The following is a 13,968-nucleotide window of genomic DNA, read 5'->3' as shown; positions in this document are numbered from 1 at the left end:
TGTCGTTCCGAACACAGCATCGGGTCTTTTCAAGACTTGTCTGGAGTTATATTTAATCGTTAAAACGAAGATTAATGATTCAGTTCCCCACATAAATTGGTTTCCATTAATTTCTTGATTTGAACTATATCCAGATTTTTACTTAATAAATACAATAGCTTACAATGAGCTGCTTCCGGGGTCATATCATGACCACTAATGAGTCCTGCTTCTTTTAAAGTATGTCCTGTAGCATATTGTCCCATTTCTACTCGACCTTGTTGGCATTGGGTGCAGTTAACGATGATTACTCCCCGGTCACAGGCATCTTTAATCAATTTTAAAAAACGCGGGTCGTTATTTTGAGCGTTCCCCGCCCCATAAGTTTCCAGAATTAATCCCCGTAAAGGTTGGTTTAAAATATAAGAAAGTACATCTGAAGCAAAACCGGGAAATAGGCGGAAATTAGCAATGAATTGGGGGGTGATGGTTTGTAAATGAAAATTTTGTTTTGCCGGTTTTAACAAGAGATTCTGATGCAGCTCTATATCGATACCGATGGAAGCCAGATGAGGATAATTGGGCGAATCAAAGGCATTAAATTGCTGCGCACTTATTTTTTGAGTTCGATTACCCCGCAATAAATGTTGATTAAAGTAGATACAGACCTCATGAATGGGCTGATGTGTGCAAAGCCACAAAGAGGTAATGACATTATCAATGGCATCGTTTCTCACCTCCGATAAAGGAATTTGAGACCCGGTAACAATGACAGGCTTACTTAAATGCTCTAACATAAACGATAAGGCTGAGGCGGTATAAGCCATAGTATCAGTACCGTGAAAGACAACAAAACCATCGAAATGAGCGTATTCATCGGCGATATCACGGGCTATCCTATTCCAATCATTAACCGTCATATTTGACGAGTCAAGTAGTGGTTTATATTCTTTGACCACATACTCAGGCATGTCCGGATGTTTTAAAGTTGAAATTTGCTCAAGGGCTAATTGAATATAGTCTGGTGCTGGCTCATAACCCAGATTGGTTTTGACACAACTAATCGTGCCACCTGTATTAATGATTAAAATGCGTTTTTTCATGCGTGTTTGGTTTATGATATTTGGGTTGATTATATATTGCTTTAGAGTGGATAGCGAAAAAATATAAACCGGTTGAAGAAGGTGCTTGATTACTTGACATCAGGGCAGTTGCGCTATAGAAATAGGGCGTTATGGATGGATAGGGAGAGCATGATGCGGAAAATTCCATTTAAAAGTGTAGCTGAATTAAGTCAGGAAATTAATGCAGTGGTAAAGCTTATTAATTTCAGGTTTGAACAGTATAAGGGTGCTCAGACAGAAATACGTCAAAAGATAATTGATTATTTTTTTACAAAGCAAAATGAAACAAAACTGTTAGAGGTTATGGGCTTTATGGCCGGCCATACAGTCCAAGCTGTGGATGCGAGTCGCTTATTATCAACTAATTTTGATTCTCTTGAGGCGCTCACTTCAACAGTATTGAACAGTGGTCTCGGTTTGGAACTTCAGGATGATTTCTTTATCTTTTCTTATACCCAAGGTCTTAAAGAAGACCGTATTGTCTTTATGAAACAGCTTGCTCATGCGTTAAATGCGTACAGAACATGTTGTGGCCTCGGGGCAATTTATGATGTCATTCTCCACCATCAACATGTGCAAACTCAAGCATATGAAACCTATTTACCCGCTATTGAAGAGCTAACGGACTATTTTGAAGCAGGTCCAAAACTCGATGAAGAATTAAGTGATTTTTTATCCGATTGCCATGGTAAGGCAGTAGACATCCAAAAAAAGATGGCGATTCAACATAATGAAGTTAATGTGTGGAAAGACTCTTTCACAGAGATGATGCAACGTGGGGTGGCAGTGATTTGTGAATGGCTACATAAAACTGGAGGCAGATTAATTAAGGCTACTACGGAATTTTCCGATAATAGCTGGTTGGGTAGCGATTGGCGTCCGTTTATAGTCAGTTTAATTAATCAATTATTTGCCGGTTATTACAATTATTCCTGGTGGGTTGTTGGCTCTGTAGGCATCAATTCAGATTATTTTGTTACCTTAACTACAGAATTGGCGCAATTCTCTCTAAGCATGCAGGATAAAATGGAGCACTTAAAGCTTGCCTTATTAGGTGAGGCGAACGGAAAAGTTAACCATTTGATTCAAACGATTCAAGCCCATGCTGCGTTAAATACAATAACACTGGCGCAACCACCAACAGCAAATTACAGCCAAAACATCTATGGACTAATGTTCTGTTTGAGTAAGTTTCGCGCTCCGAATGGTGAGAATTGCATCGAAAATACCACTCCAGGACATCAATTCCAATAATATTTTCAGATTTAATTGCCAAGGTCTCGCACTTTGTGGAAAAATCAAGGTATTAACGGTTTAGTCTAAGCAGTGACATCATGGTGATTGATCGCGCCGGTTATCGTTTGAATGTAGGGATTATCCTTGTCAACGAATCGGATAGAGTTTTTTGGGGCAGACGAAGTGGTCATGATGCCTGGCAATTCCCTCAGGGTGGATTGGCTGCTGGTGAAACATCATTACAAGCGATGTTTAGAGAGTTGCATGAGGAAGTGGGTTTGGATAAAAGCGATGTTGAGGTGATTGGCTCAACGAAACGCTGGCTTAAATACAGGCTTCCTAAACAATATTTACGGCATGGCAGTGAACCATTAGTCATCGGCCAGAAACAAAAATGGTATTTGTTAAAGCTTATTTCCAATGAGCAAAAAGTGAAACTGGATCTAAGTGAGTCTCCTGAGTTTGATAGTTGGCGTTGGATAGATTTTCATGATCCGGAAGAGCGGGTTATCTTTTTTAAACGACAAGTCTATGTTCAAGCTTTGAAGGAGTTGGAACCTTTATTAAAAACCCGTCGTACCCCCTACGGCATGAAACGGAAAAGAGGTAATCATAGGCCATAGATGCTTAAACTACTAAAGCGAATAGTTCAAGATGTCACCGCTGCCAAGCATTTAACAGAGGCTCTTGGCATTTTGGTGCAGCATATCAACAAAGCCATTAATGCTGAGGCTGTATCCGTTTACCTTATCGATAACAAAAATGCTGAATACGTTCTGATTGCTACGGAAGGTTTAAATAAACAGGCAGAGTTCAGAGTACGCATTGCTCTTGATAGCGGGCTTGTCGGGTTAATCGGGCGCAGGGAAGAGCCCATCAATTTAGAAAATGCACCGTCTCATCCGGATTTTTATCATAATACTTTATTGGGAGAAGAGCACCTGAATGCCTTTTTGGGTGTGCCAATTATTCAACATAGGAAGTTATACGGTGTTTTAATTGTTCAGCAAGTAGAACAACGCTGTTTTGATAATGCTGAAGAATCTTTTCTTATCACTTTAGCTGCTCAACTTGGCGGTATTATTGCGCATGCAGAAGCAACGGGGGAGTTGGCTGAATTGACGCAACCCAAAGCTTTAGGCGTTGCCAAAGTTGAAGTGGCTCAGGCCGCGTTGTCAGGTATAGGCAGTGTTCCAGGAGTTGGTATTGGTACTGCGGTAGTTGTTTATCCCTTGTCCGATATTGATGCTGTTCCGCGTAATTCAGTAGAAGATCTGGACCATGAAATTAGCGATTTTTATGAGGCATTAGAAGCAGCCAGAGATGATATGCGCCGCTTGAGCAGGCGCATGAAGGCAACAGTGGCCGAGGAAGAACACGCTTTATTTGACGTCTATTTACGGATTCTTGATAAAGACAGTTTAGGCGCGGAGGTGGAGTATGTAATTCGTGAAGAGCATATTAGTGCGCAGGCTGCTTTAGCGACCGTAATTAAAAAGCACGTTTCGCAATTTGAAAGTATGGAAGATGATTATTTACGTGAACGAGCAAGTGATTTCCGTGATTTGGGCAGACGAGTTTTAGCGGAGTTACAATGGTCACAACGCGAAGAAATTGCGTATCCAAAAAGAACTATTCTCATCGGAGAAGAAGTAACTGCTGCAGCACTCGCAGAAGTTCCTGAAGGTCAATTGGCAGGGGTTGTTTCAGTTAAAGGCTCCAATAATTCTCATGTGGCCATTTTAGCCCGTGCGTTGGGTGTTCCAACCGTTATGGGCTTACGTGGGCTAAAGGTTGAATCTGTATCTCGACGGGCGTTAATTGTTGATGGTTATTATGGCCATGTGTATGTTTCTCCCTCAAAAGCAATGCTGGCCGAGTTTAAATTATTAGCCCAGGAAGAACAGGACTTAAATCAAAGCCTCGTCAGTTTGCGAGATAAGCCTGCAGAAACCACAGACAGCTACAGAGTCTCGTTGCAAGTCAATACTGGTCTGGCTATGGATGCCGGTTTATCGATGAGTGTGGGTGCCGAGGGGGTGGGTTTATATCGTTCAGAAGTTCCCTTCATGAGCCGTGATCGATTCCCCTCTGAAGACGAACAGACAATTATTTATCGACAAACTCTTAAGGCCTTTGCTCCTCGTTTTGTTACGATGCGAACTTTAGATATTGGTGGCGATAAAATTTTGCCTTATTTTCCAATAGCAGAAGATAACCCTTATCTGGGGTGGAGAGGGATCAGAGTCACTTTGGATCATCCCGATGTATTTTTGGTACAGGTTCGGGCCATGATGCGCGCCAGTGAAGAGTTAAATAATTTGCGAATTATGTTACCCATGGTAACCAATCTGAGTGAAGTAGAAGAGGCAACCTATCTAATCGAGCAGGCATTTGAAGAGCTTTTAGAGGAAGGCTGCACTTTAGAAAAACCGAAAATTGGGGTCATGATAGAAGTACCTGCAGCGGCCTATTTAGCTCGTGAAATAGCAAAACGAGTTGATTTTATTTCCGTAGGAAGTAATGACTTGACCCAGTATTTATTAGCTGTAGACAGGAATAATGCTCGGGTTGCAGGCCTTTATGATGCCCTGCATCCTGCCATGTTGCGCGTTTTGCTTAAAGTAGTAGAAGGAGGACACGCAGCTGGGGTTGAGGTCAGTATATGTGGTGAGATGGCCAGTGATCCTTTAGCAGTTATTTTGTTAATTGCTATGGGTTTTGATACCCTAAGCATGAACTCATCCAGCTTGCCCAGAGTAAAATGGGTGATTCGCAATTTTGCTATAGCCAATGCCAGGAAAATCCTCGCTGAAGTTCTTGAATACGAGCATCCTGCTGAAATACGTTTCCATCTGCAAAAAGCATTAGAAGATGAAGGTTTGGGTGGCTTAATCAGGGCAGGAAAATCATAATGTTCATTGACTTGCTCATGCATGGTTATATTTATGCAATAATTGGTATTTTTGCTGGATTAATGGCCGGAATTCTGGGGGTTGGCGGTGGAATAATCGTTGTACCTGGATTGGCCTTTATTTTTCAGCTGAACCACATCATTCCAGAACATATAATAATGCACGTTGCTGCAGGTACTTCATTAGCAATAATGATTTTTACGGCACAAGCCTCCTTGAGGGCCCATTATAAAATGGGAGAAATTCTTTGGTCAGTTTTTAATAAATTATGGCCAGGGTTGGTTGTGGGGAGTATTTCAGGGGCTGTAGTTGCCGGGTTTGTATCGACTTACTGGTTGAAAATTATATTTGCAGTTTTTTTATTGCTTGTGGTTGTTAAGATGTTGTCTGATTTGCGTGTAGAACGCGCAGAGAGATTTCCAAGACCTTGGCTGAATGGGCTGGTTAGTTATTTTATTGGATTAAAATCTGGTCTTTTAGGGATTGGGGGGGGTGTTTTAATCATTCCCTATCTTGGCTATTGTGGGGTAGTCGTGCGGAAAATCCCGGCAGTATCTAATTTATGTACCTTTACTGTTGCGATCGTAGGAACTGTTGTTTTTATGGTAACTGGCCGACATGAAATGGCTGCAATAGCTTATTCTACTGGATATATCTATTGGCCAGCGGTACTTTGGGTAGCAATCCCCAGTTGTTTAATTGCTCCTTATGGAACTAAATTGAATTATCTTTTACCTGTACAACAATTAAAGTATGGCTTTATTGCCATATTATTTTTGACAGCAATTAAAATGTTTTTTTAAAAGGAATTTGAATTCATATGTTTACTTTTCCCTATATAAATCCTGTGGCCATATCGTTGGGGCCGATAAAAGTTCATTGGTATGGTTTGATGTATCTGATAGGTTTTGTCGGTGCCTGGTTAATGGCTTACTGGCGGATGAAACATTATAAACTGAATTGGACTACCGAGCAGATTAGTGATTTGATCTTTTATGCGGCTCTAGGAATAATCCTGGGTGGGCGTATTGGTTATATGTTGTTTTATAACACTCAGGCATTGCTCCATCAGCCTTGGGTATTATTTAAAATTTGGGAAGGTGGAATGTCCTTCCATGGTGGGTTAATAGGAGTGATTGTCGCTGTATGGATATTTGCGCGCAGGTTTGGTAAAAAATTCTGGGAAGTCGGTGATTTTGTTGCCCCCTTGGTTCCTTTGGGATTAGCTGCTGGCCGGGTGGGGAATTTTATTAATGGGGAGCTATGGGGAAGAGTGACTGATGTTCCCTGGGCCATGGTTTTTAGTCATGTCGACGAACAGCCACGCCACCCGTCACAAATTTATGAGTTTGGACTCGAGGGCATTGGTTTGTTTATTCTGGTTTGGTGCTATGCTGCCAAACCAAGACCTACAGGAAGAGTATCGGCCGTATTTTTAATGGGTTATGCGGTTTGTCGCCTGATTGCTGAATGTTTTCGACAACCGGATCCTCAATTAGGCTTTATCGCTTTTGGCTGGTTGACCATGGGGCAGATCTTGTCTGTTCCCATGCTTATCTTTGGATTTTGGTTATGGCGGGTTAATAAATGAAAACTTACTTGCAGTTGTTAGAGCATATTTTACAGCACGGCACGAAAAAAACCGATAGAACAGGTACGGGGACCTTATCCGTTTTTGGTTATCAAATGCGTTTTGATTTGAATGATGGGTTCCCCTTACTCACCACCAAGAAATTGCATATGCGCAGTATAGTCCATGAGCTATTGTGGTTTTTACGCGGGGATACCAATATCGCTTATTTAAAAGAAAATGGCGTGACTATTTGGGATGAATGGGCTGATAAAAATGGTGATTTGGGTCCTGTTTATGGTCGTCAATGGAGGAGCTGGCCAACGACTGATGGCCGCACTATAGATCAATTGTCCGAGATTGTGCAACAGATTAAAACCAATCCTGATTCGCGTCGTTTAATTATCAGCGCGTGGAATGTCGGTGAGTTAGATCAAATGGCCTTAATGCCCTGTCATGCACTATTTCAATTTTATGTAGCCAATAACACGCTTTCCTGTCAACTTTATCAGCGTTCTGCAGATGTGTTTCTTGGGGTGCCGTTTAATATTGCTTCTTATTCTTTACTAACCCATATGGTGGCTCAGCAATGCAATCTTGATGCAGGGGATTTTATCTGGACGGGAGGAGACTGCCATTTATATCTTAATCATTTGGAACAAACAAGAACTCAATTAACCAGGCAAACGCTACCTTTACCTTCTTTACGGATAAAATCAAAGCCCAGCTCTTTATTTGAATACAATTATAATGATTTTGAATTCGAAAATTATCAATGTCATCCAGCTATTAAAGCACCTATAGCGGTTTAATCTTTTTGATAACCAATTTATGGAAATCGGTTATCAAAAATAAATTACTTTAATTGAATTAGGAATTGGACAAAGCTGATCTACTGTCATTTATTTCAATGCTCAAAGCATGTCGAGTGGGAACAGGTTTCATCAGGAGATTAAAGCGATGTAATTGTGACGGAGGAGGTGAGGTACGTTCTTGCTCTGCACCTGAATCAAAAAATGAATTAGGTCTTGCTGGAATCGCTAAGGGGTTCACCGTGTGCTCACCAATGTGTAAAGCTTGTGTAAAATTAACAATAGTTTCTCCTAGCTCCCCATCATTTAACGGGTGCAATTCTTCATTAACATTAGTTAGCGTGCGTCTACCATTTTCTGTTGGTAGGGTGTCTGACTTTGGAAACTCATAATGGGAATTAGTTCTATCTTGGGGAGTTATGGCAGAGAAAAAGGGAAGTGAAGGTACGAAACCACTGCCCAAAGCTGAGCTGGCTCGACACGGAGGCGATGCAGAGGCTGAGAAGCGTGCTGGTGTCGCAGATGAGCTAAAAGCAGGAGTACTTGAACTCTGTGCGTCATCGGTTTTAAAAGATGAAATGCTTAGGGTTTTTCTGCTTGGGGGGGAAGATAAAATTCCCTTAGAGCTATCAGGAGTTCGATTTGGGGTGGGTGTCCCTTTGGCCAGGTTTCTAATCGTAGAAAAATAGGTTGTGAGTTTCAGTTGCTTTTCATTTCCAAATTGTTCAATAATTTCTTCTATAGTATTCTGTGGCTTTTGTGAGTGAGGATCTCTATCACTTGCTGCACCTTCAAAATAGAAGCTAACAGGAATGAAAGAAGGTGATGCCGCACTTGCAGCTGCCGGTGAATTGAAGTCTCTCGTGCGTTTATTTTGTGCCTTATATTGCTGACCATGCTCGTCTTGAAACGAGTTCATGAAATCATTTAAAAGAGGTATGTTGCTGCATATAAGAGTCGATGAGAATCCTAAATTAAAATCAGTGAGAATAATCACTTCAGTTACTTCATTTTTACCAAATTTGTTAAGTTCGTTTGTTATGAAATTTTGAACAGTTAAACATGCAGCTTCGCCTTCGCCTTTTAAAGGACTTTCAGTATTATCATACGTACATAGCCTATACTCATCCAATTTTTCAAAGTATTTAAGGGAAACTTTATTTCGGGTTGTAAAATGTAACGCTGATATAACTATTTTCATATTAACTTCCAAGGCGAGGGACAGTATTGAGTATAGACCTTATTACTTAACAAAATATTAACAAGGACTTATAAATATTTAGGTCGAATTGCCTCAAATTACCTGTTGCCGAAGGGAGAATCAAAATGGGAGCAGTTTGCATGGATTTATATTTAAAAACACAGCGTTGTCGTTATCGTCGTGGTAATCGTGCGGTGAAAAAACGTCTATTGGATGAGTTTTGCGAAACCCATGGTTATCATCGTAAAGCAGCAGCGCGGTTACTAAGACAGGCGCCCATTTCAGATAAAAAACCTAAAAAACCAGGTAAAAAGAAAACTTATAATCCTGATGTCTTATTGGAGCCGCTTAAAAAGATATGGCTTGCTACAGATCAGATGTGTGGTAAGCGCTTAAACAGGGCACTGCCTTTGTGGTTACCACATTATGAGAAGCATCATGAGACCTTACCGGAAGATGTATCGACTCAACTACTATCAATGAGTGCTGCTACTATTGATCGCTTACTAAAACCCATTAAAATTCGATATGGGAAAGGTTTAAGTGGAACTAAACCCGGGAGCCTTCTAAGGAAAAAAATTCCGATTAGTACAAATCAGTGGGACTCCAAACAAGTTGATTTTATGGAGGCAGATACTGTCGCACACTGTGGTACTTCACTGATGGGTGATTTTGTCTGGTCAATTACGTTAACGGATATTTTCAGCGGTTGGACAGAGATGCGTGCAGCTTGGAACAAAGGAGCGACTGGGATCATCATGGTAGGGATTCAAGATATAGAAGCCCATTTACCTTTTGAAATAAAAGGTTTTGATTGTGATAACGGCTCAGAGTTTCTCAATTGGCATCTTGTTCGTTATTTTACTGAGCGCCCAGAAAAACTACGGTCGATTCAATTTACACGCTCAAGACCTTATCATAGTAACGATAATGCACATGTTGAACAAAAAAACTGGACTCACGTACGGCAAGTCTTTGGTTATCATCGCTTTGATAATCCTAAGTTAGTCAAACTGATGAATGATTTATATGCTAATGAAATATCTCATCTTTTTAATTTTTTCTACCCTTGTATTAAACTCGTTGATAAAGTACGTATTGAATCAAACATTAAGAAAAAATACGACAAAGCGCAAACTCCCTATCAACGATTAATGACATCAAGCGACCTTACTTTAGAGCAGAAAAAAACGCTGCAGGATAAATTTATTACACTTGACCCATTCGATTTACAAAAAACCATCCAAAAGAAGCTAAAATTACTATTTAAGCTAGTGAATGTTCAAAATACAAAACAGAGAAAGGCCATTTAATGAAAAACTTGGAAGAAAGTAAAAATAAAGCCTGTGGAAATGATGGACGAGTCCTTCGGATCAGCCTGTGCCCTACGGGACGTATGAACAAAGCTATGGATAACGAAAATACGTTACCCACAGCTGTTGTTCACTCTCACAGGCTTCTCGCCCACATACCCACCAGGCTCAATAACAAATATTTTTTAACTGGAATAAAATCTTTCAAAAGCAACACCTATTCTGAGGCAACGACTCAGTACTTTTTTTGTCCTTCGGCAACACCTTTCATTGAGGCATCAGGGGTATGAATGGGTATTGTTAAGAAAAAGGAAGTAATTGCTCTATTTTTCAAAACCTAAATCACTCTTTTATCTATTATAATATTTTATCTTTTTTTCAAAATGGGTATTTATAGATTTATATGTGCTCATGTGGTTTAATATTGTCTCAAATGTTTTTATGGTGTTCAATATGATTCAGAAAATAATGGCAATCCTTTTGGTATCTTTGTGTGCTATGGGTACAGGGTATACCAGTAAACTAAGTAAATTCTTAAATAAAATGGATGATGAACAAAAGCAAAGGAATGCTCAGGAGTGGCAGCAGGATATGAATTTTGCTGATTTCGTCTTTCGTTTGCAAAAACGTTACAGTGATGATCACGGGCAACGCTGTCGGGACTACGAATTTCGTGCCCGTTCCAACCCCTACCGGCATGGGTACTTTACCGTTTGTGATGAGCGGTAGGACCAACTGCTCTTTTGGCGCAAGTTATCCAAACAGTTTACGGATGCTCTCTGGTAAGGGCACTGATTTGTTTTGATTATAATCTACCCATACTATTTTACTGATTCCTTGCGCCATCAGAAGCTCTCCTTGATACAAATCATGATCCATGATCATGCTGGAATTACCAAGGGTGTTTAAATTACTGCGTATCGTTACAGTGGCTGGATAAATGACAGGTTTTAAAAAAGTACAGGCCACATGAACCACTACAGGGCCTATGTCTCCTGTCAGGTGAATATTAGTCTCTCTTAACCATTCAATCCGCGCTTCCTGAAAATAATCAAAATAACGAGCATTATTCACATGCCCCAGGGCGTCCATATCCCCCCAGGCAATGGCAAAAGTTTTTTCATGGAGCGAAATTTTATGATCAGTCATGATAGGTCCATAGGATCAACATCCACATTCCAGCGAATGCCGTTACTTAATTTGGTTATTGTTAACCACTCTCTTAGCTGGGTCAATGAGCCTTTAAGCACTTTTCTGGAGGGCGACTTAATTAATAATTGCATGCGATGTTGATTTGCTTTGCGAGGCATGGGAGCTGGCGCCGGACCCATAACAGTAAGGCGATGTGTCTTGATTTGATCTTTAGTTGCATGTAAAAATTTTAATACCTGCCCTATAGTTTTACCCTGAGCTCTAATCACGGCCAAAAAATGATACGGAGGCAATTCTGCCTGTTGGCGAGTGGTCAGTAAGGCATCGGCAAATTCATCATAACCTTGCTGAATTAACAGATTAAGTAAAGGATGATTGGGTAAATGGGTCTGGATGAGGACCTCACCTGCCTGTTCTGCTCGTCCTGCCCGCCCTGAAACCTGGGTTAACAGTTGTCCTAAATGTTCAACTGCTCTGAAGTCCTGATTATATAGACCGGCATCAGCATCCAGAACGACGACTAAAGACAAGCAGGGAAAATGGTGACCTTTGGCCAGCATTTGTGTGCCAACAATAAGTTGCGCTTCGCCCTTGTTTATTTTGTCGAGATGAGCATCCAGAGAATTTTTTTTACGTACTTCATCACGATCGATACGCAGTACATTGGTATCAGGAAATCGAGCGCTTAAAAATTCGTGTACACGCTGCGTACCAGCCCCTACTGGAATTAACTCCGTACTGTTACACTGTTGACAGCAAACGGGAACTCTTTGGGTTAATCCACAATGGTGGCAAATCATCTGGCCACGTTGCCTGTGCAGGGTTAAGTGGCTATCACATGCACGACAATCAGCCATCCACCCGCATTGATGGCACAGTATCACAGGAGCATAGCCACGGCGGTTAATAAAAACCAATACCTGATTCTGTTTGTGTAAGTGTTCTTCTATTACTTTTAAGGTTGGGGCTGCCAGGCCATTTTGTAGTACCTGAGAGCGTAAGTCGATTAGCTGGTAATGAAGAGGGGTTGTTGATAAAGCTTTATGGTTAAGTTTTAATAAAATGTGTTTATTTTGTTTGCAATTATGTACGCTTTCCAGGCTTGGCGTTGCTGAGCCCAAAATAATGGGGATATTGGCATGATGGGCGCGCATGAGTGCGGTATCTCGAGCAGAGTAACGCACTCCTTCCATTTGTTTTAAAGACGCATCATGTTCTTCATCAATAATGATCAAACCCAAGTCAGGCATCGGAGTAAAAACAGAAGAACGAGTACCAATTATCATTTTGACCCGGGTTTCTTTAGCCAGTTGCCAGGCAATTTGTCGTTCTGATTCGTTTAAACTGGAATGAATCACCGCAATGGGTTGATTAAAGCGAGCCGTAAAACGTGATAATAATTGAGGAGTTAAACCAATTTCAGGTACTAATACCAGTACTTGTTTCCCCCGATTAAGAACCTGGGCAATTACTTGCAAATATACTTCTGTCTTGCCGCTGCCAGTAACTCCTTGTAACAAGAAACTTTGGTAGTGCTGGAGATGATCGGCTATTGCGGTTACGGCCACTGCTTGCTCAGGATTAAGCGTTAGGGGCGGGGTGAGCTCCAGATCAACTCTTTCTGGAATAATAATTTGTTGCGATAAAGAAACAATCTGGGCTGAAAGTAATGCCATTAATTGGCTTGAATTAAAACCATTCCTGGACAGTCGTTGTTTGGAAACTTTGTCTGGTTGTGAACTTAAAAAATCAATAAGCTCCCTCTGTTTACGAGCGCGGTTGGAGATAAGTGTTTTGGCTTCTTCCACTGGCATTTTTAATTGATAAAAATCGTCCATCGGCAACTGACAGGGTTGACCCAAACGGTATTTTTTAGGTAGAGCAAGAGGCAAGACTTCAGACAAGGGTGACTGGTAATAACTGCTAACCCATAGACAAAGGGCTAATAAATCAGTTGTAATTAAAGGCTGGTCATCAATAATGGTGCTGATGCTTTTTAAGGTAATCCCTGTATGTTGGGTTGATGCTGCACCAATGACTATTCCCAGCCGTGTTTGATTGCGAAAAGGCACCCATACTCGGGCGCCTGTGCACGGAGCTAATCCCGGTGCTTCATAGTCGAAATAATCTCGGCTGGTATGGGGAATACATATTTGGTACGCCCCGCCCATTTAATTTCTATGCCATTCGTGACTTGCTGATTGGCCTGGGGCAGAAAAAATTTTTACGACTACTTTTTCGATACGATGCCTATCCAGCTCTTCATGTTCTTTAACAAGTTCGTTTACAAACCAGCGTGATAACTCTTCAACAGTAATGTTGGTCAAAGGCATTAGAGTTACATCTTCTTTAAGAAAGGGGATTTTTTTATGATTAAAGGTAAAATAATAATACTCTGGGTCTTCACCATATTCTAAAAAGGGAGAAAATTGAGGCATCAGAAAAGTCTGATTTAGCTGGCGACATAATTTATGAATGCGCTCTTTATAGTAACGGTAATCGAAAGTCATACCGTTTTCTTCCACCCAGGTAGTTAACGCCAGGTAGACACCGTACATATGACCATGAAGTGGCTCTCTTTCTGTTGCAGAGAAAATAGTGGTATGGCCTGCGGAAAACTTCATAGACTCTTTTTGTAATTCCACTGTAGTCAGATATTTTTTCAT

General features: G+C 40.9%; 14 protein-coding genes. 9 read left to right on the top strand and 5 right to left on the bottom strand.

Going from position 1 to position 13,968, the window contains the following annotated elements:
* Positions 1–71: 71 nt before the first annotated feature.
* Positions 72–1,082: an asparaginase gene (gene ansA / locus HRS36_RS16925; protein ID WP_173238254.1), complete on the bottom strand. Its 1,011-nt coding sequence runs from the start codon at positions 1,080–1,082 to the stop codon at positions 72–74.
* A gap of 207 nt (positions 1,083–1,289) precedes the next feature.
* On the opposite strand from ansA, the gene HRS36_RS16920 reads away from it, so the two are divergent.
* From HRS36_RS16920 to thyA, 6 genes are all read left to right on the top strand, one after another.
* Entirely contained in the window at positions 1,290–2,357 is a 1,068-nt protein-coding gene (locus HRS36_RS16920) for a hypothetical protein (protein ID WP_173238253.1), read from the top strand.
* A gap of 80 nt (positions 2,358–2,437) precedes the next feature.
* Complete coding sequence (locus HRS36_RS16915; protein WP_173238252.1) at positions 2,438–2,962, top strand: RNA pyrophosphohydrolase; 525 nt, start codon at positions 2,438–2,440, stop codon at positions 2,960–2,962.
* Positions 2,963–5,254, top strand: coding sequence for a phosphoenolpyruvate--protein phosphotransferase (ptsP, locus tag HRS36_RS16910; RefSeq protein ID WP_173238251.1), 2,292 nt, complete (start codon positions 2,963–2,965; stop codon positions 5,252–5,254). It begins immediately after the preceding gene.
* Entirely contained in the window at positions 5,254–6,057 is an 804-nt protein-coding gene (locus tag HRS36_RS16905; RefSeq protein WP_226905513.1) for a sulfite exporter TauE/SafE family protein, read from the top strand. Before ptsP ends, HRS36_RS16905 begins: the two co-directional genes overlap by 1 nt.
* 17 nt (positions 6,058–6,074) lie before the next feature.
* Positions 6,075–6,845, top strand: a complete 771-nt coding sequence (lgt, locus tag HRS36_RS16900; protein WP_173238250.1) for a prolipoprotein diacylglyceryl transferase — start codon at positions 6,075–6,077, stop codon at positions 6,843–6,845.
* Positions 6,842–7,636, top strand: coding sequence for a thymidylate synthase (gene thyA, locus HRS36_RS16895; RefSeq protein WP_173238249.1), 795 nt, complete (start codon positions 6,842–6,844; stop codon positions 7,634–7,636). The genes lgt and thyA overlap by 4 nt, the downstream gene beginning before the upstream one ends.
* Positions 7,637–7,694: 58 nt before the next feature.
* Here thyA and HRS36_RS16890 read toward each other — a convergent pair whose 3' ends face one another.
* Positions 7,695–8,837, bottom strand: coding sequence for a hypothetical protein (locus HRS36_RS16890; RefSeq protein WP_173238248.1), 1,143 nt, complete (start codon positions 8,835–8,837; stop codon positions 7,695–7,697).
* A 125-nt stretch (positions 8,838–8,962) separates the two neighbouring features.
* Between HRS36_RS16890 and HRS36_RS16885 the strand changes: the two genes are divergently transcribed.
* From HRS36_RS16885 to HRS36_RS16875, 3 genes are all read left to right on the top strand, one after another.
* Positions 8,963–10,150: an integrase gene (locus HRS36_RS16885; RefSeq protein ID WP_173237137.1), complete on the top strand. Its 1,188-nt coding sequence runs from the start codon at positions 8,963–8,965 to the stop codon at positions 10,148–10,150.
* Entirely contained in the window at positions 10,150–10,440 is a 291-nt protein-coding gene (locus HRS36_RS16880) for a hypothetical protein (protein WP_173238247.1), read from the top strand. The genes HRS36_RS16885 and HRS36_RS16880 overlap by 1 nt, the downstream gene beginning before the upstream one ends.
* 163 nt (positions 10,441–10,603) lie before the next feature.
* Positions 10,604–10,879, top strand: coding sequence for a hypothetical protein (locus HRS36_RS16875; protein ID WP_420814311.1), 276 nt, complete (start codon positions 10,604–10,606; stop codon positions 10,877–10,879).
* Positions 10,880–10,903: 24 nt separating this feature from the next.
* Here the strand turns inward: HRS36_RS16875 and HRS36_RS16870 are convergent, their stop codons facing one another.
* The 3 genes from HRS36_RS16870 to HRS36_RS16860 are packed head-to-tail and all read right to left on the bottom strand — an operon-like array spanning position 10,904 to position 13,968.
* On the bottom strand, positions 10,904–11,299 hold the full coding sequence (locus HRS36_RS16870) for an acyl-CoA thioesterase (protein WP_173238246.1): 396 nt from the start codon (positions 11,297–11,299) through the stop codon (positions 10,904–10,906).
* Positions 11,296–13,473, bottom strand: a complete 2,178-nt coding sequence (locus HRS36_RS16865) for a primosomal protein N' (protein ID WP_173238245.1) — start codon at positions 13,471–13,473, stop codon at positions 11,296–11,298. Before HRS36_RS16865 ends, HRS36_RS16870 begins: the two co-directional genes overlap by 4 nt.
* A complete protein-coding gene (locus tag HRS36_RS16860; RefSeq protein WP_173238244.1) occupies positions 13,474–13,968 on the bottom strand; it encodes a 6-pyruvoyl trahydropterin synthase family protein in 495 nt (164 codons plus the stop codon). It lies immediately after the preceding gene.

It is taken from the genome of Legionella antarctica (assembly GCF_011764505.1).
Classification (GTDB): Bacteria; Pseudomonadota; Gammaproteobacteria; order Legionellales; family Legionellaceae; genus Legionella; species Legionella antarctica.
This window is presented reverse-complemented; position numbering and strand designations above follow the sequence as displayed.